A 24,232-nucleotide genomic window follows, 5' to 3' on the forward strand; every position below is an offset into this window, starting at 1 on the left:
TGTCCCCAATGGAAATTCCATCTTACCATCCAATCCCAGAAAAGGGGATTTACTGCCCCTTCATGCGGGATAAAGTGAAACTTCCATCCGTGGTAGACGGATGGCTAGTAGAATCGGGCATTCTACGATGATCCGTTGACTGGTCGAAATCGGCTGTAAGGAGGATGCAATATGGCAAAAGTTCGGGCTAAAGACATTTTGGATGAATTTCATCTTGAATTAATCAGCGGTGAAGAAGGAATCCACCGGCCGATTACTACAAGCGATATTTCACGGCCGGGATTAGAGATGGCCGGGTACTTCAACTATTATCCAGCTGAACGCGTTCAATTGCTGGGCATGACAGAATTGTCTTTTTTCCAAAGATTAGACGATGATGCAAGACGAATTCGAATGGAAAAACTGTGCGCGGATGTCACACCGGCGATTATCATCTCCCGCAATCTTGATGTTCCTCCGGAATTGATTGAAGCTTCTGAACGATATGCTGTTCCGGTGATGCGCTCGAAAATGAAAACGACGCGCCTGTCCAGCAGATTAACCAACTTTTTGGAAAGCAGGCTGGCGCCTACAACGGCTGTACATGGAGTGCTGGTGGACGTTTATGGTGTGGGAGTGTTGATTACAGGACAAAGCGGTGTAGGGAAAAGTGAAACGGCATTAGAATTGGTGAAGCGGGGACATCGTCTCGTGGCGGATGACTGCGTGGAAATTCGCCAGGAAGATATGGATACTCTTGTCGGAAGTTCCCCGGAATTAATTGAACATTTGCTGGAAATCCGCGGTTTAGGGATTATCAATGTGATGACTTTATTTGGGGCCGGAGCGGTCCGCAGCTTCAAACGGATCTCTTTAAATATTCATTTGGAAACGTGGGATGCGGCAAAAGATTATGACCGTTTAGGGCTTGAAGAAGATAAATTAAAAATTATTGATACGGAAATTACCAAGATCACGCTGCCGGTTCGGCCGGGAAGAAACCTTGCTGTTATTATCGAAGTCGCAGCGATGAATTTCCGGCTCAAACGGATGGGAGTTAATGCCGCCAAAGATTTTACGGAAAAACTTGCCAGCGTGATCAGTGAACATGAAAACTTGCCGGAAGACGGAAATTTTGGAGGCTATTAATGGAGAAAATAGCGGCAAAGGAGTGAGTATATGCATTACCCTTTAAATCCGATTGCATTCCATTTGGGGCCTATTGGGGTGCACTGGTATGGGATCATTATCGGAACGGGCATTATTCTTGGATTAAATTTGGCCATGAGAGAATCGAAAAGGCTTGGCATGAATAAAGATTTATTTGCTGATTTGCTGATTTGGGCGATCCCGATCGCCATTCTTTGTGCCCGCATTTACTATGTTCTTTTTGAATGGAGCTATTATTCGGCTCATCCCGATGAGATCATCCAAATTTGGAATGGCGGGATCGCCATTCATGGAGCGTTAATCGGAGCGATTCTGACAGCCGTTGTTTTTGCACGCAAACGAAATGTATCTTTTTGGAAACTGGCTGATATCGCCGCACCCAGCATTATTCTGGGCCAGGCAATCGGACGCTGGGGAAACTTTATGAATCAAGAAGCACATGGGGGAGAAGTGACAAGATCGTTTTTGGAGAGCCTTCATCTGCCCGATTTTATTATTAACCAGATGTACATTAACGGAGCCTATTATCATCCGACGTTTTTATATGAATCGATTTGGGATATCCTCGGATTTGTCGTGTTATTGCTGCTCCGCAAGCTGAATCCGCGGAGAGGGGAAATCTTTCTGTCTTATTTAATCTGGTATTCAATTGGCCGCTTCTTTATCGAAGGGCTCCGGACAGACAGTTTAATGTTGACGCAACATCTGCGTATGGCTCAAGTGGTATCGCTTGTTCTAATCGTCCTCGGCATCGTCCTGATTTTCGTTAGAAGAAAGCTTGGATATGCGAAGAGCCGATATAATGAGAAGGAGTCATGATGCAGGCACAATGATGATCCGGTCTAAAACATGGGGGGAATGATGGCTTTAGAGTCATCAGGGAGAAAAAATTGAATAGATTCCAAATATCTCTTTTACATATAAGCCACAAGAGTGATAGGAACGAACAAAGGGGAGATGAAAGGATGCTTCTTACACTTAAAACGGGGTTATGGACGGGATTGAAAACAGCGTGGACGCTTGGGAAAATTATTTTTCCGGTCACGCTGATTGTGACGATGCTTCAATATACCCCAATTTTGCCGTGGGTGATTCATATCGTGAGCCCTGTCATGAAAATGTTCGGTTTATCTGGAGATGCCGCGATTCCGATCGTGATTGGGAATTTTTTGGGATTGTATGCCGGGATCGGAGGAATTCTGTCGCTGGATTTAACCGTGAAAGAAGTGTTTATTATTGCCATTATGCTTTCTTTTGCCCACAATTTGATTGTAGAGTCCAGCGTGGCGGTTAAAGTGGGCGTGAAAATTTGGGTGATGATAACGGCCCGACTCGGCCTTGCGTTCATTTCAGGAGTGGTCGTCAATTTGTTGTGGCAAGGTGGAAGCGAAAAGGCGCACTATGGCATGATGCCTCATCAAGAAGAAGTTCATGGTGCAATGGCGATCCTAATGCAAGGCTTGGAAAAAGCGGGTTATGGCATTGTTCAATTGGTTGTCATTGTCATTCCCCTTATGATCGTGATTCAAATTTTAAAGGACTTAAAGTGGATAGATGTTTTCTCCAATTGGGTGTCGCCAATTACGAAAGCGCTTGGCATGAACGCGAATACTTCTATGACTTTGGCGGCTGGTCTCGTTTTTGGGCTGGCCTATGGGTCGGGAGTGATGATCCAGGCTGTCAAAGAAGATGGCGTAAGCAAAAAAGATGCGACGTTGGCGTTCCTTTTTCTTGTTGCATGCCATGCAGTCATTGAGGATACATTGGTCTTTTTGCCGCTGGGCATTCCTGTGCAATATTTGCTTTTCATCCGTTTAATCACAGCGGTGCTGCTGACGCTCTTCGTTTCGTTTGTGTGGAAACGAGTTGAAACTGCCGGAAGAAAGGAAGCTGCTTAATGAAGAAAAACATTACTACTCTATTATTTGATTTGGACGGAACACTCATTAACACGAATGAGCTCATTGTTTCCTCCTTTCTTCATACGCTCAATTATTATTATCCAAACCAATATGAACGTGAAGATGTATATCCTTTTCTTGGCCCGCCCCTTGCCGAAACGTTTGAAAAAATTAATCCTGAAAAGGCGCAGGAAATGATTCTTCGCTATCGGAAGTTTAACGTTGAAAACCATGATTTGCTGGTTACCGAATTTGAAGGTGTTTATGAGACCATTCGAACGTTAAAAGAACATGGGTTCAAATTAGCGATTGTTTCCACCAAAATGAGAGACCTCATTATAAGAGGATTAAAGCTGGCAAGGCTTGAGTCTTTTTTTGATACGATCGTTTCTTTGGATGACGTGAATCACGCCAAACCTCATCCGGAACCTCTGTTAAAAGCGCTGGAAACGCTCCGTTCCAAACCGGAGGAAGCCATTATGATCGGCGACAATTACCATGATATCGAGGGCGGAAAAAATGCCGGTACGCTTACTGCAGGGGTGTCCTGGTCCATTAAAGGAAAAGAACATCTGTTGTCTTATCATCCGGATTATATGCTGGATTCCATATACGATATTCTTGCCATTGTCGGAGTGGACCCATCATGAGGAGAACGAAGCGGTACGAAATAAAAGGCCCGAATTCTCTTTGGAATGTGTATCAAACGGTTTCGTTTTGGAAGGTATTCAAAAATACGGCCGTTATCGAAATCGGGCGCTTTGTTCCGTTTTTGCCGTTTAAAAATTGGCTGTACCGCACGTTCTTGGGCATGAAAATTGGTAAAAACGCTGCTCTTGCTTATAAAGTCATGCCCGACATTATGTTTCCCGAGTTCATCTCTGTGGGGGATTCCACGATTATCGGATATAATACCACCATTTTAGCTCACGAATATTTAATTGAGGAATACCGTATCGGCGAGGTCCGAATTGGAAACCGCGTGATGATTGGCGCGAATTCGACGATCCTGCCGGGAGTGACGATTGGCGATGGGGCCGTCGTTTCCGCCGGTACTCTTGTCCACCGCGATGTCCCGGCCGGCGCTTTTGTCGGCGGAAACCCAATGAGGATTATTTACACAAAAGAAGAAATGCAGCTTAGACAGAAAAATGAATGATGATCAAGATGCAAGGCATGCCCGTATTTCCCTCTGCCCTGCACTTTGCGGGGCGATATTTTCTTTGTTTGTTGAGAAAGAGGAGAACGCTCTCCCTTTTTATATATGTCTGAATTTTTGGTCAATAAAGTCAAATCATCATGAAAGAAACCGATATAGCAACGATGAACTACGTTACTGCTGTTCCATCAAAAAGTTTCTTTTGCCATCCGTTAAAAAGAAAGGAGAGTGAAGCGCAATGGCTAATATTTTAGGATTGGCGGCTATCTTATTTTCAACGGTTGCCGCTGTTTTTTGGTTCCGTTCTGCAAAAGAAAGAAGAAAAAATAATCATCTTGATCAATAGATTCGAAAAGACCTATTCTCCCGCGGCTTTTAGAACATTTAGCCGGAATATTGAGTATTCTGAAAGCCGCACCGCGGAATCTGCGTTATTTTCTTCTAACGAAGTGAAGCCATAAGAAAGATTGATACATAGTCGATCAAACTTATTCCTCTCTTTCTTATCCGCATCCTGTTTTCATGATCGGTTTCCACTTCCGCATCTTTCCTGCTGTCATTGACCATTCGCTCTGAGAAAATGGTCTGATTTTTTGTTCTCATATGATTTCCGGAAGAATTTGCGAAAAGTCTTGACTCAAATACAAGAGGGGAGTAAACTACATATAACTTCACTTTGTTAGCATATTAGCGAACTAAAGGATTTCGGAAATTTTAATCACAGGTGATCTTGTTTATGTCCAAACTTTTTATGTTTGAAAAACCGATTGGAATGAGGGATACGCTTCCTCATATATACGAAACAAAGAAAAAAATAAAAGATCAAATTGGCCGAGAATTTAAACTGGCCGGCTATCAATTTATTGAAACTCCTGCTTTGGAATATTATGAAACGGTCGGTACGGCTTCGGCCATTTTGGATCAACAGCTTTTTAAATTGCTGGATCAACAAGGACACACGCTTGTTCTGAGGCCGGATATGACCACGCCGATCGCACGGATGGCGGCATCGAAACTTTTAAAAGAACAGATTCCGATTCGCCTTGCTTATTGCACCAATGTTTACAGGGCGCAGCAGCGCGAAGGGGGGAGGGCGGCCGAATTCGAACAGATCGGCATTGAAAACATTGGCGATCCGACCATCAGCGCAGATGGGGAAATCATTGCTCTGCTTGTTTCTTCTTTGAAAAAAACAGGTTTGAAGCATTTTCAAATTTCAATCGGCCATATCGGCTTTGTACGGAATTTGTTTCAGCAAATTCTCGGAACTGAAGAAAGAGCAAGCGTTTTGCAAAGCTATTTATATGAAAAAAATTATGTTGGCTATAAAGAACACGTAAAGCAACTCTCGCTTTCGTCCATTGACAAACAGCGCCTGTTAAACATTTTAAACATGAGAGGAACTGAAAATGTTCTTCAAGAGGCCATTTCCCTCACGGAAGACGGGAAAGGACAGGAAGCAATTGATGAGCTTAAACAGCTTTGGCTTGTATTGAAGGATCATGGAGTGGAATCGTTTGTCAAATTTGATCTTTCGCTTGTGAGCCATATGAGCTATTATACGGGAATTCTGTTTGAAATATATGCGGAAGGTGTAGGATATCCTATCGGAAATGGCGGGCGGTACAACAATCTATTAGAAAAATTCGGATTCCCGACAAGCGCTACTGGTTTTGGAATCCGTCTCGATTTCCTTTTGGAAGCTATTGGAGAGTTGTCCGAGGAAGAGCCGCTGCAATGCGTTTTGTTCAGCAAAGAACGGCGCAAGGAAGCGATTGATTTTGCTAAATCCCTTCAAGAGAAAGGGGAAAGAACGGTGCTTCAAGACATTTCCGGCGTTCAAGATGTGGATCGTTTTACCGCCAAATTCAGTAAAGTTCATTTTTATATTGGGACGCCGAAAACGGAGGTGGAAGAATGAACGATACGCCATTAATCATTGCCATGCCGAAGGGGCGGATTTTTCATGAAGCAGCGGAGCTTTTGAGAAAGGCAGGCTATCAGCTTCCTCCGGAATTTGATGAATCGAGGAAGTTAATTGTCGATGTCCCGGAGGAGAATCTGCAGTTTATTTTGGCTAAGCCGATGGACGTCCCTACCTATGTGGAGCATGGTGTGGCTGACTTGGGGATTGCCGGCAAAGACGTCATGTTGGAAGAAGAACGAGATGTCTATGAGTTGTTGGATTTAAAAATCAGCCCTTGCTATCTTGCCGTTGCCGGTCTGCCCAATACGAAAATGAACGAGGTTGCTCCTAAAATTGCCACGAAATACCCGAACGTGGCATCCAGCTACTTCCGCGAACAAGGAGAGCAAGTGGAAATCATCAAACTAAATGGTTCGATCGAACTGGCACCGATTGTCGGGTTAGCCGATCGAATTGTCGATATCGTCTCGACAGGACGTACGTTAAAAGAAAACGGTTTGGTAGAGTATGAGCATATTGTGGATGTTACTTCACGGCTGATCGTGAATCCAGTCAGCTATCGTATAAAAGATGCGGCGATTGAACAAATAGTCGACCGCCTGAGTCGGGTGATTTCAGAGAAAGTGGTGTGATCGATATGAGAATACAAAAGGTGACAGATGATATATCTATTCAGCGATCCGTGGACAACGGAACCGAAGAACAACGAAAGATCGTTTTGGAGATTTTGGAATCCGTCCGCCGAGAAGGGGATCGGGCTCTTCTTGCTTATACGGAAACATTTGACGGAATCAAACTCGATCGGATGCGAGTGTCCGAAGAAGAGATCCATGAAGCGATCCAAAGTTTTGATCCAAAATTGCTGAAAGTATTGGAGGAAGCGGCAAAGAACATCCGCCGTTTTCACGAAAAACAACGAAGAGAAACTTGGATTACTCAAGATGAAAACGGGACCATTCTTGGTCAGAAGTTTACACCGCTCGATTCCGTTGGTGTATACGTCCCGGGGGGAACAGCGGCCTATCCATCGTCTGTTCTCATGAACGTGCTGCCAGCTAAAGTAGCCGGCGTAAAAAGAATTGTGATGGTGTCTCCTCCCGATCAAAACGGCAAGCTTCCTGCGGGCGTTCTGGCTGCGGCCCATATAGCCGGCGTGGAGGAAATATGGAAGGTAGGGGGAGCCCAAGCGATCGCAGCTCTTGCTTATGGAACTGAATCGATCCAACCTGTTGATAAAATTGTCGGACCGGGAAATATTTATGTCGCTCTCGCCAAAAGAGAAGTGTTTGGCAAGGTGGATATTGATATGATTGCTGGGCCGAGTGAAATTGCCGTGCTGGCAGATGACACAGCCTTGCCTCATGAAGTGGCCGCTGATCTTTTATCGCAAGCCGAACATGATCCGAGAGCAACCAGTGTTCTGGTAACGACATCCCGGACGCTTGCGGAAGAAACCGCACGTGAAGTGGAAAAACAGCTGGAACAGCTCCCGAGAAAAGAAATTGCAAAACAATCGATTGATGAATATGGAGTCATTTATCTTGCTCCCACCATGGAAAAAGCGATTGAAGTGGTGAATCAAATTGCGCCAGAGCATTTGGAAATTGTCGCTAGAAATGCGCTCGAATTGGTTCCGATGATCCGCCATGCCGGAGCTATTTTTGTCGGAAGATTCAGTTCAGAGCCTGTTGGCGACTATTTTGCAGGTCCAAATCATGTCTTGCCGACTAATGGGACGGCTCGTTTTTCCAGTCCTTTAAATGTGGATGAGTTTATAAAGAAGTCGAGCATTATTTATTACAGTGAAACGTCCTTCCGGCAAAATGCAGAAAAAATTGCTGCTTTTGCTCGCCTTGAAGGATTGGAGGCTCATGCCCGCGCAATAGAATCCAGGTTGAAAAAACCGGTTAGACCTGAGTGAGGGGGAGACAAATGGAAATCAGACGATATGCAGAAATCAGCCGCAAGACGAACGAAACCGATATCCAATTAGCCTTTGACATTGACGGAGAGGGAAGGGCCGATCTTGATACAAATGTTCCGTTTTTGACTCACATGCTTGATTTATTCACAAAACACGGCCAATTCAATTTAACCGTCAAAGCAAAGGGCGATATTGAAATAGATGACCACCATACGACAGAAGACATCGGCATTTGTCTTGGCAGCGCCTTGAGAGAAGCGCTTGGCGACAAGAAAGGGATCAAACGCTACGGAAACGCTTTTGTTCCAATGGACGAAGCGCTGGCGCAAGTGGTGGTCGATTTAAGCAATCGCCCTCATTTTGAAATGCGCGGAGAACTTCCGAGCAGTCGGGTTGGAACATTTGATACGGAGCTGGTGCATGAATTTTTATGGAAATTCGCATTGGAAGCACGGATGAATTTGCATGTGATCCTCCATTATGGGGCGAATACCCATCATATGATCGAAGCCGTTTTTAAAGCGCTGGGAAGAGCGCTTGATGAAGCGACCATGTTGGATCCCCGTGTAAAAGGAATTCCTTCAACGAAAGGGGTTTTGTAGAGCATGATCGGAGTGATTGATTATGGAATGGGGAATCTTTTCAGTGTTTCAAAAGCGTTGGAGCGTTTAGAGGCCCCTTACATACTTTCTTCTAAAGAAAGTGAACTGGAAAAAACGGATGGACTTATTTTGCCCGGAGTAGGGGCGTTTAAAGATGCGATGAAACGTCTGCGAGAAACAGGGCTCGCTTCCTTTTTGCAAGAGTATACGAAAACCGGCCGGCCGCTGCTTGGCATTTGCCTTGGCATGCAGCTGCTTTTTGAGGAAAGCGAGGAAAACGGTCTTGAAGAGGGGCTTGGCTTGTTAAAAGGAAGAGTGACACGCATTCCTTCCGACAATGGAAAAGAAACTTTTAAAATTCCGCATATGGGCTGGAACAGGCTCAGCTTTCATCAAGCGTCTCCGATTACAAACGGCGTGGAGGAAGGGTTCGTTTATTTTGTCCATTCCTACTATGCCAGCAGCTTAGAGGAAAACACATTGATTGCCAGTGCGGACTATAACGTTCAAATACCGGCCATTGTGGCAAAAGAAAATATTTATGGCATGCAGTTTCATCCGGAAAAAAGCGGCAAGACGGGCATGGGACTTTTAAAAAACTTTACGGAAATGATGGAAAGGTCGGGTGCTGAGCAATGAGTTTCACCATCTATCCAGCCATTGATATGAGAGGGGGCAAATGCGTTCGCCTTCTTCAAGGAGATTATGACAAAGAAACCGTTTATGGTGATTCTCCTTTCGAGATGGCGAAGAAATTTGTAGATCAAGGAGCGGCATGGATCCATATGGTCGATCTGGATGGCGCCAAAGATGGAACGCGAATCAATGACCGCTATGTTCTGGAAGCGGCTCAAAAGTTTCCGGCGAAAGTGCAAGTTGGCGGCGGCATCCGGTCGGAACGAGATGTGATCCATTATTTGGAAAACGGAGTGGATCGGGTGATCATCGGCAGTATGGCCGTTTCGAATCCGGATTTGGTTCTTGAATTGGTTCGAACATATGGATCCAAAATTGCCGTTGGCCTCGACGCAAAAGATGGATATGTGGCCGTTCACGGCTGGCTGGAAACTTCCCAAATTAAAGCAGTCGAATTGGGAAAACGGCTGGCAGAAGGCGGGGTAGAAACGTTTATTTTTACGGATATTGCGACGGATGGCATGCTGTCCGGCCCCAATATAGAGGCAGCGGTGGAATTGGCGAAAGCAACAGGTAAACAAGTCATTGCTTCCGGCGGAGTCCGTTCCATCTCTGATTTGCAAGCTTTAAAGGCTTATGAGAATGAAGGCGTGTCCGGTGCGATTGTCGGCAAAGCCATTTATACCGGACAATTTTCACTGCAGGAAGCGCTGGAAGAGGTGGAAAGATGATCACAAAACGGATTATCCCTTGTTTGGATGTAAAAGATGGAAGAGTGGTGAAAGGAATTCAATTTGTTCAGCTTCGCGATGCAGGCGATCCGGTTGAGTTGGCGCGTGTTTATGATGAACAAGGTGCCGATGAACTGGTTTTTTTAGATATTTCCGCTTCTCATGAGGGCAGGAAGACGATGGTTGATGTTGTCAAAGCCGTCGCCTCCGAACTGGCTATTCCTTTTACCGTTGGCGGCGGGATCCATTCGCTGGACGATATGAAAAAGATTTTGCGTGCAGGTGCCGATAAAGTTTCTTTAAACACGGCTGCTGTCAATCATCCTTCTTTGATTACCGAAGGAGCAGAATATTTTGGATCACAATGCATTGTCGTGGCCATCGATGCCAAATATGACGCAGAACTAGGTTCTTGGCGGGTGTATACGCATGGAGGAAGAAAAGCCACTGAAAAAGAAGTCGTCTCTTGGGCTAAAGAAGCAGTAGAAAGAGGAGCCGGCGAAATTTTGTTGACGAGCATGGATTCGGATGGTGAAAAGAAAGGGTACGACGTTGCGTTAACGAAAGCGGTTAGTGAAGCTGTCACGGTACCGGTCATTGCTTCGGGAGGCGCCGGGAAAAAAGAAGATTTCTTGGAAATACTGACGGAGGGAAAAGCAGACGCTGCCCTTGCCGCCTCGATTTTCCATTATAAAGAAACAAGCGTGCAGGAAGTAAAACACTTTTTGCAACTCCAAGGAGTGGATATAAGATGACAGAATTATCAATCGATCAACTTGTTTTTGATGAAAAAGGATTGATTCCGGCAATCGTTCAAGATGTGAATACAAAAGAAGTGCTCACGTTGGCTTACATGAATAAACAATCTCTGCAAAAAACGTTGGAAACGGGAGAAACTTGGTTTTACAGCCGTTCCCGCCAAACACTTTGGCACAAAGGCGAAACGAGCGGAAATACCCAAAAAGTGGTGAAAATGAAATGGGATTGCGACCGGGATGCTGTGCTCGTTCTGGTAGAACCGAACGGTCCTGCATGCCATAACGGCACGGATAGTTGTTTTGTGGACGAGTTTTACGGGGGAGAAAATCAGATCGCTTCTTATGCTATTTTGTCCGAATTGGAACAAGTGATTGCAAAACGGGATGAAGAACGTCCGGAAGGGGCTTATACCACCTATTTATTTGAAAAGGGCGTCGATAAAATTTTAAAGAAAGTCGGGGAAGAAGCGTCCGAAGTCATCATTGCCGCTAAAAACCGCAGCCATGAAGAATTGCGCTGGGAAGCAGCTGATTTGATTTATCACCTTCTTGTGCTGCTTCGAGAACAGCGATTGCCGCTTCAAGACGTCTTGGCTGTTTTGGAAAAAAGACACGAAGAAAAATCAAGAAAAAATAATGAAAATAAGTGAATATAAGCTGGCCGAGGGGCCGGCTTATTTTGCGCTGTTTCTTTCCGGAAAGAATATTAGTTGACTAAAAAGCGTTAAATAAACATTTGAAAACAGGCTTTTAATATTACAGATCGCCATATTTCGTCAGAGTTTGATATATGATATACTACTGTAGTTAATTAAGTACGTTTTGGAGGACATTTATGAGAAAAGGCTCAAATATAGAAGATGAGAAAGGGAAAATCCTTTCCTTCATCCCTACCGGTGAATATTACTTTAAAAAAGGATTAAAGGCATATAGACAAAGAAATTTAAATAAAGCAAAAAAATATTTTTCACGAGCATTTGAGTTGGAGCCTCTAGAACCTGTGATAGCCTGCCAATTAGCAATTGTGGAAACGGAACTGGGCAATTACGAAGAGTCTAATCGGTTGCTCATCATGATAGCGAATGATTTGGATCCGTTTATGAATGAAGTTCATTATTTTCTGGCAAATAACTACGCCCATATGGGGATGTTTCAAGAAGCGTTCAAACATGTGAATGAATATTTGCAAAAAGATCCTGACGGGGAATTCAGCGAGGATGCCGAAGATTTGCTGGAAGTGATTCAAATGGATGCGGAAGAAGCGGAAGACGTACTCATTGTTCAAGATGAGCTGATATCGCTGCAGGAAGAAGCGCGCAATTTATTGGAAGCCGGACAATTTGAAGCGGCGATTGAAGTTTTAAACAAAATCATTGACAACTATCCGGAATTTTGGGCAGCGTATAATAATCTTTCTTTGGCCTATTATTATTTAGGAAAAACGGATAAAGCGTTTGAAGTGATTGACAATGTATTGGAGAAAAGCCCCGGCAACCTTCACGCGCTTTGCAACACCGCCGTGTTTATGTACTATGGGAGAAATGAAGAAGAACTGCAGAAGATCATCGCCACGCTTCAAAAAGTGCGGCCAATCCTGATGGAGCATCAATACAAGCTAGGTACGACTTTTGCATTAGTGGGCCGGTACGAAGAGTCGTATTTTTGGCTGAAAAACCTCTATAAAAAAGGGTTTGATGGGGATGTGAATTTTTATTACTGGCTTTCGTATGCCGCTCATCACACCGGCCATCACAAAACGGCCCGTGCGGCTTGGGAACAAGTGCTGCAGATGGCGCCGGAAAAAGACGGTTTGGAGCCTTGGAATGAAGAAGATTTTCATTTTCATCAAGGGATAGAAAATGTACCATCTTCCATCATCAAAAGATTAAACAGCGAATATATAGAAGAACGGCTTTTTGGCATGTTTTTGCTTTCATTACGGGAGGATAAAAAAGCCATCACAGCGGATCCAAGCTTTTGTGATATTGAAAATTTAACCTTTCAAGAAAAGATTTATTTAGCTAAAGTGCTGGACATGGAATTGAAACCGATGGATGCAAGCCCCGCCATTGAAATAGGACATGGAACAGCGCAAATATTGTATGAACGTTTCCGGCCGATAGGAATCGAACAAATCGGTGTTTATTTGCTATGGTTTTCTTTTTTTGCCTCCATTCTTACAAAACGCCCAAGACTGCAAAAAAAAGAGGCGTATGCTGCAGCGATTGAATACATTTGGAAAAAACTGCGGCATCAAAAAGCGTCTCAAAAAGAAGTGGCTGAAATTTATCATATCTCTCCCGCCACTTTGCGTCGATACATTCAAGCCATCAAAAAAGAAGTCTCCGGTATAAGCATATAGTTGGACGCAATTTCTTTTGTCTTATAGGATAGAGATAGCAGGAGATAATAAAGCAAAGATGAATGCTTCAATAGTAAATTTGGATTACTTGCTTATCAGTCTCTGTAAACGCGAGAGCACGATTTGACTCTCAGTCTCGAATAAACGTCTTTCGGAACAAAAAATATGTACAAATGAGAAAAGGGAGTGTCTTACGTGGCGGAAGAGAAAATTTACGATGTCATTATTATTGGCGCCGGCCCGGCAGGAATGACAGCTGCTGTGTATGCCTCGAGAGCCAATATGTCTACGTTGATGATTGAAAGAGGCGTTCCGGGCGGTCAGATGACGAATACGGAAGAAATAGAAAATTATCCTGGATATGACAGCATTTTAGGACCTGAATTATCCAACAAAATGTTCGAACACGCCAAAAAATTTGGTGCAGAATACGCTTATGGCGATATTAAACAAATTATTGACGGCGAAGAATATAAAACGGTAGACGCCGGTACGAAACAATTTAAGGCTCGGTCCATCATTATTGCGACAGGAGCACAGTTTAAGAAATTAGGGGTTCCCGGTGAATCGGAATTTGGCGGACGCGGCGTTTCCTACTGTGCGGTTTGCGATGGCGCCTTTTTCAAAGGAAGAGAACTGGTTGTGGTCGGCGGTGGAGACTCCGCTGTGGAAGAAGGCGTTTATTTAACTCGCTTTGCCAGCAAAGTAACCATTGTCCATCGTCGCGACAAGCTGCGCGCTCAAAAAATTCTCCAACAACGCGCTTTTGAAAACGAAAAAATCGACTTTATTTGGAATCACACCGTTAAAGAAATTCATGGAAAAGACGGCAAAGTGAACGCTGTAACATTGGTCAATACCGTAACGGGTGAAGAAAAAGAATTCAAAACGGACGGAGTCTTTGTTTATATCGGAATGGTTCCGTTGACAAAGCCGTTTGAAAACTTGAATATTACCAATGAAGCCGGATATATTGTAACGAATGAACTAATGGAAACAAGCGTTCCTGGGGTGTTTGCCGCAGGAGATGTCCGTGAAAAGAATCTACGCCAAATTGTCACGGCAACCGGAGATGGAAGCATCGCTGCTCAAAGCGCCCAACGCTATGTGGAAGAATTAAAAGAAAAATTGGGCGTGAAATAATAAGGGAATATTTGTTAATCTTCATAAAAGATTAATTATGTTGTAATCAATCTGCAACAATGATGCTGTATAGTAAAGACAGATGAAATTCCCCTCTTTTTTAAAAGAATCCCTTTTTGAAACACAGGTGTTGCTGCCTGTGTTTTTTTCTTAGAAAAAATATCGGTTTTGCATTTGAATTGAGTACCTGCCTTCATTCATAGTATAATAAAAAGAATAAGGTGGAACTTAGTTGACCGCATATAGGGGCAGTTGCTCCAGTCTTAGGACTTATAGTCTTCTAGTCAAGAGTGCCCCTTAGTGCGGGATAAAGTGAAACTTCCATCAGCGGTGCTTCACGACCCCTGATGGTTAGTAGAACCAATCGGGCACATAGGGGCAGTTGTCCCCAAGTTTACAGCTTTTCGTTTCCTTCAAAACAAGAGAAGGACTTACTGCCCCTTGGTGCGGGGAAAAGATAACAGAAAAACGGTTTTCAGCGGCCATTGAGGTGAGAACATGCAACGAGTAACAAATTGCCTATTAATAAAAGATGAAAAAGTGCTGCTTCTGCAAAAACCGCGCAGAGGATGGTGGGTGGCTCCCGGTGGAAAAATGGAATCAGGCGAATCCATTAAAGAAGCGGTCATCCGTGAATTTCGGGAAGAGACCGGCATCTACCTTCGAAATCCGAATGTAAAAGGGATCTTTACCATTCTGATAAAAGAAGGAGAAAAAATCACTTCAGAATGGATGTTGTTTACTTTTTTCGCTACAGAAAGCGAGGGATTATCCCTTAAGACATCCGAAGAAGGAAACCTTGCCTGGCATCCGATTGACTCCATTCATACGCTGCCGATGGCGGAAGGGGACCGGCATATTTTGGATTATATGATTCACGGAAAAGGAATGATTTACGGAACCTTTACATACACGCCTGATTTTCAACTGTTATCCTATCGTTTAGATCCAAGTTAAATGAAGGGGGTTCCACGATGAGCTCACAGTCAAAAACAACGGATATCCAATTAGTCATTATTACTGGAATGTCGGGGGCGGGAAAAACAGTTGCCATCCAAAGTTTCGAAGATCTTGGCTATTATTGTGTAGATAATCTTCCGCCTACACTGTTGCCGAAATTTTTGGAACTCATGAAAGACACTGGTCATAAAATAAACAAAGCTGCTATTGTTATGGATCTAAGGGGCAGAGACTTTTTTGAACATTTGTTTAAAGCGTTGGATGACATGGCAGAGATTGATTGGGTCAGCCCGCAAATCTTGTTTTTAGATGCCGATGATTCTGTTCTTGTGCGCCGTTATAAAGAAACGCGTCGATCGCACCCGCTGGCTCCTTCGGGACTGCCTCTTGAAGGTATTCAGCAGGAAAGAAAGCTGTTGGAAGATTTGAAGGGTCGTGCTCAGCTGATTTACAATACTTCCAATATGAAACCGAAAGACTTGCGGGATAAGATCATAACAGAATTTTCCGCGAATAAACAGTCGATTTTTACTGTGAATGTCATGTCATTTGGATTTAAACACGGAATTCCTATTGATGCGGATCTGGTGTTTGACGTTCGATTTTTGCCGAATCCGTACTACATTGACCATATGCGAAAAAAAACAGGCATGGATGATGAAGTGTATAATTATGTGCTCAAATGGAGCGATACACAAAAATTTTTAGGAAAAGTAACCGATTTGCTTGCTTTTATGCTTCCTCATTACAAGAGGGAAGGAAAACGCCAGGTGGTTATTGCCATAGGATGTACCGGAGGGCAGCATCGCTCTGTTGCACTGGCTGAATATATCGGCCATTATTTTGAAAAAGACTACCAAACACGCATCAGCCATCGCGATATTAAAAAAGAAAGGAAAGGACAACATGAATCCTGCTTCTGACAAGAAAGTGGTTGTCATCGGCGGTGGAACGGGCCTTCCTGTTTTGCTGCGCGGGTTGAAAAAATATCCTATTGATTTGTCAGCCATTGTGACCGTAGCGGATGATGGCGGGAGCTCCGGAAGATTAAGAAACGATTTGTCCATTCCGCCTCCCGGAGATATCCGCAACGTGTTGGCTGCCCTGTCTGAGGTGGAACCGCTGATTGAACAACTTTTTCAGCATCGGTTCACGACTTCGAATGAACTGTGCGGGCATTCTCTTGGAAATTTGATGATTGCCGCGTTAACCTCGATTAAGGGGGACTTTGTGCGGGCGGTTCAAGAAATGAGCCGTGTCTTAAATGTGCGCGGAAAAGTGCTTCCGGCAGCCAATGAAAGTGTAGTATTGCATGCAGTGATGGACGATGGGACCATCGTTTCAGGAGAATCGAAAATTCCATATTCCGGAAAAAGGATACGGAGAGTATTTTTAACTCCGGATAATGTGGCACCGCTTCCAGAAACGATTACGGCTATTCGGGAAGCTGATTTAATTGTTGTCGGTCCGGGAAGTTTGTACACAAGCATTCTTCCTAATTTGCTGGTATCGGAAATCGGGCGGGAAGTATCCCGGTCGAAAGCGCATAAAGTGTATATATGCAATTTGATGACTCAGGCAGGGGAAACGCTTGATTATACGGCAAGCGACCACGTAAAGGCGATCCACCGCCATTTGAATCAGCCTTGTATTGATACGATTTTAGTCAATAAAACACCAATACCGGAAGAAATTCAAAAAAGGTATGAAAAAGAACTGGCCAAGCCTGTTATATTTGACCCGGATGAGCTTCGGGCTCTTGGTTTGAACATTCTTTATGAAGAAATCGTCTCTGTGAAGGATGGAATCATTCGACATGACACCGATCGAGTTGCTCAAATATTATACTCGTTATTGGTGAAAATAACTGAAAACGGATCTGAGCTAAGCAGACGATAGTCTCAGAATGGGAGGTGGCGGGGATGTCGTTTGCTTCGGAAACAAAAAAGGAACTGACCACTTTGGAAGTAAAGGAATGCTGTGCTCGTGCCGAACTTTCGGCGCTCATTCGAATGAACGGGGCACTTTCCTTTTCCAATCGGCTTTTGGTTGTCAACGTTCAGACTGAAAATGCAGCCATCGCCCGACGAATTTACGTTCTGATTAAAAAATTGTACGATGTGCCGGTCGAATTGCTTGTTCGTAAAAAAATGCGGCTTAAGAAGAACAATGTTTATATCGTCCGCTTAAAAGAAAAAGCGAAGCAAATTTTAGAGGACTTGTATATACTCGGGGAAAATTTTTCGTTTATTCATGACATTTCCCCGGAATTGATAAAAAAGAAGTGCTGTCGTCGGTCGTACTTGCGAGGAGCGTTTTTAGCGGGTGGGTCTGTGAATAATCCGGAAACATCTTCTTATCATTTAGAAATTTTTTCCCTTTATAAAGAGCATAATGATTCATTGTGTGAAGTAATGAACACCTTTTATCTCAACAGCAAAACGCTGGAAAGAAAAAAAGGATATATCACCTATTTAAAGGAAGCCGAGAAAATTGCTGAATTTCTCAATATTGTCGGCGCCCATCAAGCGTTGCTCCGCTTTGAAGATGTCCGCATTATGCGCGATATGCGCAACTCGGTGAATCGTCTTGTCAACTGTGAAACAGCGAATTTAAATAAGACGATTGGCGCAGCGCTAAGGCAAGTGGAGAACATTCGTTATATCCAAGAAACCGTTGGATTGGACATTTTACCGGAAAAATTAAGAGAAATCGCTGAGCTTCGAGTGGAACACCAAGATGTAACGTTGAAAGAGTTAGGTGAATTGGTATCCGGAGGGAAAATCAGTAAATCCGGCATTAATCACCGCCTAAGAAAAATTGATGAGATCGCTGAAAAATTGCGGGCCGGCGAAACCATTACGAAAAAACATCAAGCATGAAAAAAGCCGGTGCGGCTGGCAAAACCGAGCAAAATGTTTGCGGCTCCTTAGCCAACCGATGTGTGATGACACGGGTGGCTAAGGGCCGCAGTTGAATCATAAAAAAAGGGGTTGTGGAAAATGATTCAAAAGATGGTGGAAGTTAAGCTGAAAACGGGATTGCAATCACGGCCTGCTGCTTTATTTGTACAAGAGGCAAACCGGTTTTCATCGGAAATTTATGTAGAAAAAGACGAAAAAAGAGTGAATGCCAAAAGCATCATGGGAATTATGAGTTTGGCAGTCGGAACAGGTACGAAGATCCGGTTAATCGCTGATGGTCATGATGAAGACAAAGCATTGGAAGCGTTAACGGAATTTCTTGAAAATGAAGATTAACAAAACAGGCTGATACTTTTGATGAAGTATCAGCCTGTTATATTTGGCTTTCTGGGCTTGATGGTGAGGGAACCGAACCAAATTCGTCTTATCCGCCTTAACCACTGGACTCTCTCTATTCCTGATGTTAGGAAAAGACAATCCATCGAACGAGGCGATTCTCCGCTCGATGGGAGCAAACGAAATTATTTGCTGATATCGTTTCGGCTAATGATATGGTCAATTAAGCCATATTCTTTGGCGCGTTGAGCCGTCATAAAGTTGTCGCGGTCTGTGTCTTTTTCAATGACTTCGAGCGGCTGGCCGGTGCGTTCTGATAAAATTTTGTTTAATTTATCTTTTAAGAACAAAATGCGTTTAGCGGCAATTTCAATTTCGGTTGCTTGACCTTGTGCGCCGCCAAGCGGTTGATGGATCATCACTTCGGCATTTGGAAGAGCATAACGTTTTCCTTTCGTTCCTGCTGCAAGCAAGAATGCTCCCATGGAAGCGGCCATCCCGATACAAATAGTTTGGACATCCGGTTTAATAAATTGCATTGTATCATAAATCGCCATTCCGGCTGTAATGCTTCCGCCGGGACTGTTAATGTAAATGGAGATGTCTTTTTCCGGATTTTCTGCTTCAAGGAATAAAAGCTGAGCTACAATAGAGTTTGCGACAGTGTCGTCGATAGCGCTGCCCAACATAATAATACGGTCTTTCAACAAACGTGAGTAAATATCGTACGCCCGTTCCCCGCGGTTTGTTTGTTCAATGACTGTAGGAATTAGGTTCATACCAACTTTCCTCCTTTTTCAAATTTCTTCATAAAATTTCTAGCGAAGAGAAACTTATGTAATGTAATCATACAATGAAGGTCAATAAAGGTCAAACATAAAAGCTTATAAAAAATAATTTTTTTGTACACATCGAACATTGTACCCATGTCCGTTCGAATTTAAACTTTAAAAACCCGCCTGAAGACAAAGTTTTTTCCATAAAACTCTTGCATTATGATTGTTTTTTCATTATAATTTAAAACCGTACTGATTCATTATATGCCCTCGTAGTGTAACGGATAACACGCAAGATTCCGGTTCTTGAAATGTGGGTTCGATTCCTGCCGAGGGCGTCCTCAAAAACGTTAAGTTTACGGTGCCCCTGCGCTTAATTAAATGCGTAGGGGCACTTTTTTATGTTCGCTATTTTTCCTCTGAAAATACCACGCTATGGTAATGCGCAACCGACCTAAAATTTACCGCTATGAAACGAAGAAAATCCGTTGCTACGCTAAAGCGAAAATGGCGATAAGCGCTATATTGAAAAATCGGCGCAGAATTTTCGAAGTATACCATGAGTAGAACAACAGGCTAAACGGAAGGAATCAATTTATTTAAGCGCTCTTTTAACGATTCACGCCATGATTTGGCTAATTCTTGAACCTCTAATACTTTTTTTATCCCTTCTGCGTCTCTCTGTCTGTGGAAATAAACTTCGTTGGCAAAAAGGATGGAAACTTGTTGCGGATGGCGTTGAATCAATTCGATCTTTGAATGGTGTCTGACAGTGCCTTCTTTTAGAACCCGACAGAGATAACCGGTATAGCCCGTTTCTACCATTCTCTTAAGTAGACCTTGTATGTTCGTTCTTCTGGTTATAGTGCTGCATGGAATTCTCCCTTGCGTGATTTGTATGACCGCTTCTCCCAACTGATAAATATCCCCTATACAAACATCTTGCTCTAACATGTTGGCCACGGTAAGATTTTCTCCGAACGCAGAAGGAGGCAATGAAGTATCGAATTCTTTCTCCCACAACTGATAATGTTCATACGGATAGATACAGACGGCACGGTCGGGGCCTCCGTGGTATTTTAAGTTGGCCACTCCATCTCCGCGAAAACCTTCTTTGGTAAGAAAAGCTTCTTCTGTTTTGTTCTTGTATATCCCGGTTTTCATTTCCTTCTGATTGCCGTATTGCATCGTTTTGGGAAGTCCTATAGCAAAGTGGATGATTTCAATGTTACGATCCTTCATATGACGTATATCCCTGCTTTCTGTAGATTTTTCTTTAAAATGATCTTAACATTTGAAATATTAAAAAATCCAGAGGGTGATTTGTTTTGATGCCGGGATCCCTTTGATTCATTTTATCGTTTTTGGGCAATAGACATAAAGAGAGCTTTATTTGATAAAACCAAACCAATTCTCATAAAAAACTGAAAAGGTTATAACCATAAAGGGAGCTTGCTGAAATTTTATCAATCGATGAACTTAAACAGATAGCGGCAATGGTCCGATTGAAAAAAGGATTAAATGGAATTTATCACCATGAAAGAAAGATGATTTTGTATAATAAAAGTAATGAGATTTTTCTGGATTTAAGGAGGCATATAAATTGAAGAAAAAGAATTTTGCAGGTGCTTTGGCATTTGCGACTTTTTTAACGGGTGCTATCCCTGCTGTTGGGGCGAGTGCAGCCAATACAGACTTTCGAGATGTTCCGAAAAGTTCATACGCTTATTCGGATATTGAGAAATTAGTAGAACGTGGTGTTGTCACTGGCTATTCTGATGGCAAATTTCATCCAGATGAAAAGGTAACAAGAGGACAATTTGCCGGCATGATTGCCAGAGCTTTCAATCTGCCAAAAGGGAGCAGCCATTTTAAGGATGTTCCAAAATCGAAGGCCCTTTATGATGAAATCAGCCGTGCTGCAAGCGCGGGAATTGTAAAGGGAACAGGTGGTAAATTTAATCCTGATCTTCCTGTGACACGAGCCGATATGGCTGTCATGTTAGATCGGGCGATGAATCTGAAAGGGAACTTCAAGGAAAAGGAAAATTTGAAGTTTAAGGACAAAATTCCACCTTACGCTTTGGAATCTGTTAAACGGATGGTTCATTACGGAATCATTAAAGGAAAAACCAACGGTACCTTTGCACCAAGCGAGAAAGCTGATCGTGCTTCTTCAAGTGTTTTAGTGAGCCGAGTGCTGCAAGTCTTAGAAAAAAATGGAACGAAACCAAGTAATCCAGGAAGTCCATCAACACCGTCGCCGACGAATCCAACCGAACCGAGCAATCCGACAGATCCATCTACACCAACGAATCCAACTGAACCAAGCGATCCAACAGGTCCATCTACACCGTCGAATCCTTCGGATACAGTGCCTGATTATGTCAATATGTCATTGGCACAACTTCATGCAAAATATGGAGACTGGACATTAGTTCGGAGAATTGATGGTATGGTACCTGGAGGGGGCATTGTAGCAGACGTTGATTTGCTGAAAGATTACTACAATGAAGTACACCAATCAAAGGATGCCTATAAAAGCCTTCCTGATCCCGAAACATATGTAAAAGATAAATCAAGATCTTTACTATCTCAAGCGACGCTCATAAACGCTCATTATCCGGATTATGAAATTATTTCATTCAACGGTAAGGCTTATAAGGATTCGGAAATTTATAATGCTCCTTTCTTAGAAGATGATCCTGTAACGGTTACTATGCCATCTCAACCGACAGAACCTAATCAATATTGGATTGACTTGCATATTCCATATACTCAATTTGGCGTGTACGGTCATGATAAGGTGACGGTTGGTCAAGTTCAACCAAGCTATACAAAATCCGGTGTTTTGATGGTGGATATCAAAGGTTTGTTTGCTCAAGTTCCAACCGTTACTGTATCGAATGATGGAAAAACCGTTCAATATAACGGAACCACGATTCAACTCACACCGGGAAGCAATGAAATTCAAGTAAACGGTGAATCCAAAACATTGTCCGTTGATGTGGAAACAAAAAATGGAACCGTTTATGTTCCGGGAAGAGAGTTTGCTAAGGAATTAGGATGGTATACTCGTTCGATTCCTCGCTATAAACGATTGGATTTTTCCACTTACCCGTTGCCTCAATATGAAGGATTAACGGAATAAAATGTAATCAAAAAACTTCCGTGAAGTGAAACAAAAATGAAGGAAAAAATTTTTGGGGGTTTTGTTACATATGGCGATGTTCGTATTTTATTTTCCCGATCGATTGGAATTACATTCGGTCTGCAGGTGTTATTTAGTTTGGTGATAGGACGGGGTGGGGCAAAAGGCTTTTTTGCGATTTGGGCAGCTGGATGGATAGGCTTTTTTGGTCCACCCGTTTTCCGTTGACAGGGAAGGTTGAATATTGTCGAAAAAATGGATTTTTTGAAAAAATAGTTCATTTTCGATGGATATCTTTATAAAATAATAAATGAAAGCGCTTTTAAAACGTGAATCGTGAATGATCATATATTGTAAAACAACAATAAGGAGGAGGGGGAAACATGAGTATGCAATTGAAAAGCGGGCTTTGGCTCCAGCAAACGCAGAAGCTGGCGATGACTCAAGAACTGTCGCAAGCGATTGAACTGCTTCAATACTCCTCGCAAGAATTGGCGGAATATTTAGAAGAAAAAACGATGGAAAATCCGTTTATTCAGATAGAGACTCCGCCGATGGAATATTTCGATAGGTGGAGAAGCCGCAAGCAGACGAAAAGGATTCATGACGATAAAAATTGGATTGAACAAATTGCCGATCATTCTTATCAGCTTGCGGATTATTTGCGTTTGCAGCTGTCCGGAATCAAAGTGACGAAAACGATTCAGAGAGTGCTCGATTTTTTGCTGCTGAACTTAGATGACAACGGCTATTTAACCATCCGTCCGGAAGAAGCGGCTGCTTTGCTGAAAACATCGGTGGACGAAGTACAAACAGCTGTTTCGATTATTCAAGAACTGGAGCCGGCCGGTGTCGGTGCATACCATCTCCAGCATTGCCTGCTTCTGCAAATGGATAGAGATACAAATGCGCCTCCGTTAGCAAAACAAATAATCCGCTTCCACTTTCATGAATTTGCAGAGAAAAAGTGGAAAGGGTTATCCAAAACATTAAAAGTGGAATTGTCCGACATTCAAAAAGCCTCAGATTATATTCAAACGTTAAATCCTCGTCCTGGAGCGGCTTTTCAATCGAGCCGGTCAAATGAATATATTATCCCTGATATGTCCGTGTCGATACACGGGGAGAAAATAGAATTGAAATTTTTGGATGAGACAATGCCTAAAATTGTCTTTCAAAAAGAATACTTTCAAGAAGTCTCCAACAATCATGACCAAGAGTTGAAAATGTTTTTAAAAGAAAAATTCCAAGATTATCAATGGCTGCTGAAAAGTTTGGAGCAGCGGAGAGACACCATTCAAAAAGTTGGATTGAAAATAGTGGAAAAACAGCGGGATTTCTTTTTGAAAGGACCGCAAAATTTAACTTCCTTGACAATGAAGGAAATTGCGGAAGAACTCGGAATTCATGAATCAACCGTCAGCAGGGCTGTGAGGGGAAAGTATATGCAAACTCCTTATGGTACGTTGGAACTTCGCTATTTTTTCACTAACGCCGTACCTGCCCGAGACAACGCCGAGGCAATATCCAGCCGACGGGTGAAAGGGTTGATCGAAAACATGATAGCGCAGGAAGATAAAAAACACCCGCTTTCCGACCAAGAAATATGTGATCGACTTAAAATGGAAGGAATTATGATTTCAAGAAGAACAGTCGCTAAATATCGAGATCAACTGCATATCCCTTCGTCATCCAAAAGAAAGCGATATGAGTCATGACGATCGTCCGTCCGGATGACTGAATCGAAAAAACAAATACGGATTGGTTCGCAGCTTTAATATTGAAAAGGAAAA

Annotated in this window: 24 protein-coding genes and 1 tRNA gene; 23 read left to right on the top strand and 2 right to left on the bottom strand. The window is 43.1% G+C overall.

The features are described 5' to 3' along the window. Positions 1-171: 171 nt before the first annotated feature. The 20 genes from hprK (at position 172) to BSM4216_RS02420 (ending at position 18,512) form a co-directional block, all read left to right on the top strand. Complete coding sequence (hprK, locus tag BSM4216_RS02325) at positions 172-1,128, top strand: HPr(Ser) kinase/phosphatase (protein WP_048622593.1); 957 nt, start codon at positions 172-174, stop codon at positions 1,126-1,128. Between the two features lie 30 nt (positions 1,129-1,158). Further along, a complete protein-coding gene (gene lgt / locus BSM4216_RS02330; protein ID WP_048622594.1) occupies positions 1,159-1,968 on the top strand; it encodes a prolipoprotein diacylglyceryl transferase in 810 nt (269 codons plus the stop codon). 146 nt (positions 1,969-2,114) lie between these two features. Then, on the top strand, positions 2,115-3,047 hold the full coding sequence (locus tag BSM4216_RS02335) for a nucleoside recognition domain-containing protein (RefSeq protein ID WP_003353551.1): 933 nt from the start codon (positions 2,115-2,117) through the stop codon (positions 3,045-3,047). Beyond that, positions 3,047-3,700, top strand: coding sequence for a pyrophosphatase PpaX (gene ppaX / locus BSM4216_RS02340; RefSeq protein ID WP_048622595.1), 654 nt, complete (start codon positions 3,047-3,049; stop codon positions 3,698-3,700). Before BSM4216_RS02335 ends, ppaX begins: the two co-directional genes overlap by 1 nt. Continuing rightward, on the top strand, positions 3,697-4,209 hold the full coding sequence (locus BSM4216_RS02345; protein WP_048622596.1) for an acyltransferase: 513 nt from the start codon (positions 3,697-3,699) through the stop codon (positions 4,207-4,209). The genes ppaX and BSM4216_RS02345 overlap by 4 nt, the downstream gene beginning before the upstream one ends. 736 nt (positions 4,210-4,945) lie before the next feature. Then, a complete protein-coding gene (locus BSM4216_RS02350) occupies positions 4,946-6,130 on the top strand; it encodes an ATP phosphoribosyltransferase regulatory subunit (RefSeq protein ID WP_048622597.1) in 1,185 nt (394 codons plus the stop codon). Continuing rightward, on the top strand, positions 6,127-6,768 hold the full coding sequence (gene hisG / locus BSM4216_RS02355) for an ATP phosphoribosyltransferase (RefSeq protein ID WP_048622598.1): 642 nt from the start codon (positions 6,127-6,129) through the stop codon (positions 6,766-6,768). Before BSM4216_RS02350 ends, hisG begins: the two co-directional genes overlap by 4 nt. 5 nt (positions 6,769-6,773) lie before the next feature. After that, positions 6,774-8,057, top strand: a complete 1,284-nt coding sequence (gene hisD / locus BSM4216_RS02360) for a histidinol dehydrogenase (protein ID WP_048622599.1) — start codon at positions 6,774-6,776, stop codon at positions 8,055-8,057. Positions 8,058-8,068: 11 nt separating this feature from the next. Continuing rightward, on the top strand, positions 8,069-8,662 hold the full coding sequence (gene hisB, locus BSM4216_RS02365; RefSeq protein WP_156179207.1) for an imidazoleglycerol-phosphate dehydratase HisB: 594 nt from the start codon (positions 8,069-8,071) through the stop codon (positions 8,660-8,662). Positions 8,663-8,665: 3 nt separating this feature from the next. Further along, entirely contained in the window at positions 8,666-9,301 is a 636-nt protein-coding gene (gene hisH / locus BSM4216_RS02370) for an imidazole glycerol phosphate synthase subunit HisH (protein ID WP_048622600.1), read from the top strand. Continuing rightward, complete coding sequence (gene hisA / locus BSM4216_RS02375; protein WP_048622601.1) at positions 9,298-10,029, top strand: 1-(5-phosphoribosyl)-5-[(5-phosphoribosylamino)methylideneamino]imidazole-4-carboxamide isomerase; 732 nt, start codon at positions 9,298-9,300, stop codon at positions 10,027-10,029. Before hisH ends, hisA begins: the two co-directional genes overlap by 4 nt. After that, entirely contained in the window at positions 10,026-10,784 is a 759-nt protein-coding gene (gene hisF, locus BSM4216_RS02380; protein WP_048622602.1) for an imidazole glycerol phosphate synthase subunit HisF, read from the top strand. Before hisA ends, hisF begins: the two co-directional genes overlap by 4 nt. After that, on the top strand, positions 10,781-11,437 hold the full coding sequence (gene hisIE / locus BSM4216_RS02385; protein WP_048622603.1) for a bifunctional phosphoribosyl-AMP cyclohydrolase/phosphoribosyl-ATP diphosphatase HisIE: 657 nt from the start codon (positions 10,781-10,783) through the stop codon (positions 11,435-11,437). Before hisF ends, hisIE begins: the two co-directional genes overlap by 4 nt. A gap of 185 nt (positions 11,438-11,622) precedes the next feature. Further along, positions 11,623-13,149, top strand: a complete 1,527-nt coding sequence (locus tag BSM4216_RS02390; protein ID WP_048622604.1) for a tetratricopeptide repeat protein — start codon at positions 11,623-11,625, stop codon at positions 13,147-13,149. A 195-nt stretch (positions 13,150-13,344) separates the two neighbouring features. Further along, positions 13,345-14,292 (top strand): thioredoxin-disulfide reductase, encoded by a 948-nt coding sequence (gene trxB, locus BSM4216_RS02395; protein ID WP_003353538.1) that lies wholly within the window; start codon positions 13,345-13,347, stop codon positions 14,290-14,292. A gap of 498 nt (positions 14,293-14,790) precedes the next feature. Further along, positions 14,791-15,249: an 8-oxo-dGTP diphosphatase gene (locus BSM4216_RS02400; RefSeq protein WP_003353537.1), complete on the top strand. Its 459-nt coding sequence runs from the start codon at positions 14,791-14,793 to the stop codon at positions 15,247-15,249. Between the two features lie 17 nt (positions 15,250-15,266). Beyond that, positions 15,267-16,175, top strand: a complete 909-nt coding sequence (gene rapZ / locus BSM4216_RS02405) for an RNase adapter RapZ (protein WP_003353536.1) — start codon at positions 15,267-15,269, stop codon at positions 16,173-16,175. After that, positions 16,159-17,151 carry a gluconeogenesis factor YvcK family protein gene (locus tag BSM4216_RS02410; protein WP_048622605.1) on the top strand — a complete coding sequence of 331 codons (993 nt, stop codon included), beginning with the start codon at positions 16,159-16,161 and terminating at the stop codon, positions 17,149-17,151. The genes rapZ and BSM4216_RS02410 overlap by 17 nt, the downstream gene beginning before the upstream one ends. 23 nt (positions 17,152-17,174) lie before the next feature. After that, positions 17,175-18,134 carry a DNA-binding protein WhiA gene (gene whiA, locus BSM4216_RS02415; protein ID WP_048622606.1) on the top strand — a complete coding sequence of 320 codons (960 nt, stop codon included), beginning with the start codon at positions 17,175-17,177 and terminating at the stop codon, positions 18,132-18,134. A gap of 120 nt (positions 18,135-18,254) precedes the next feature. Then, positions 18,255-18,512: an HPr family phosphocarrier protein gene (locus BSM4216_RS02420; protein WP_048622607.1), complete on the top strand. Its 258-nt coding sequence runs from the start codon at positions 18,255-18,257 to the stop codon at positions 18,510-18,512. Positions 18,513-18,697: 185 nt separating this feature from the next. On the opposite strand, the gene clpP is transcribed toward BSM4216_RS02420, so the two are convergent. Then, a complete protein-coding gene (clpP, locus tag BSM4216_RS02425) occupies positions 18,698-19,291 on the bottom strand; it encodes an ATP-dependent Clp endopeptidase proteolytic subunit ClpP (RefSeq protein WP_003353530.1) in 594 nt (197 codons plus the stop codon). Positions 19,292-19,554: 263 nt separating this feature from the next. On the opposite strand from clpP, the gene BSM4216_RS02430 reads away from it, so the two are divergent. Further along, positions 19,555-19,626 (top strand) — tRNA-Arg (locus BSM4216_RS02430). A gap of 238 nt (positions 19,627-19,864) precedes the next feature. Here the strand turns inward: BSM4216_RS02430 and BSM4216_RS02435 are convergent. Beyond that, positions 19,865-20,530: an MOSC domain-containing protein gene (locus tag BSM4216_RS02435; protein ID WP_048622608.1), complete on the bottom strand. Its 666-nt coding sequence runs from the start codon at positions 20,528-20,530 to the stop codon at positions 19,865-19,867. A gap of 361 nt (positions 20,531-20,891) precedes the next feature. On the opposite strand from BSM4216_RS02435, the gene BSM4216_RS17200 reads away from it, so the two are divergent. Both BSM4216_RS17200 and rpoN read left to right on the top strand, forming a co-directional pair. Next, a complete protein-coding gene (locus BSM4216_RS17200; protein ID WP_048622609.1) occupies positions 20,892-22,439 on the top strand; it encodes an S-layer homology domain-containing protein in 1,548 nt (515 codons plus the stop codon). 383 nt (positions 22,440-22,822) lie between these two features. After that, a complete protein-coding gene (rpoN, locus tag BSM4216_RS02450) occupies positions 22,823-24,157 on the top strand; it encodes an RNA polymerase factor sigma-54 (RefSeq protein ID WP_082142229.1) in 1,335 nt (444 codons plus the stop codon). The last annotated feature ends 75 nt before the right edge of the window (positions 24,158-24,232 follow it).

This window comes from Bacillus smithii (genome assembly GCF_001050115.1).
GTDB lineage: Bacteria > Bacillota > Bacilli > Bacillales > DSM-4216 > Bacillus_O > Bacillus_O smithii.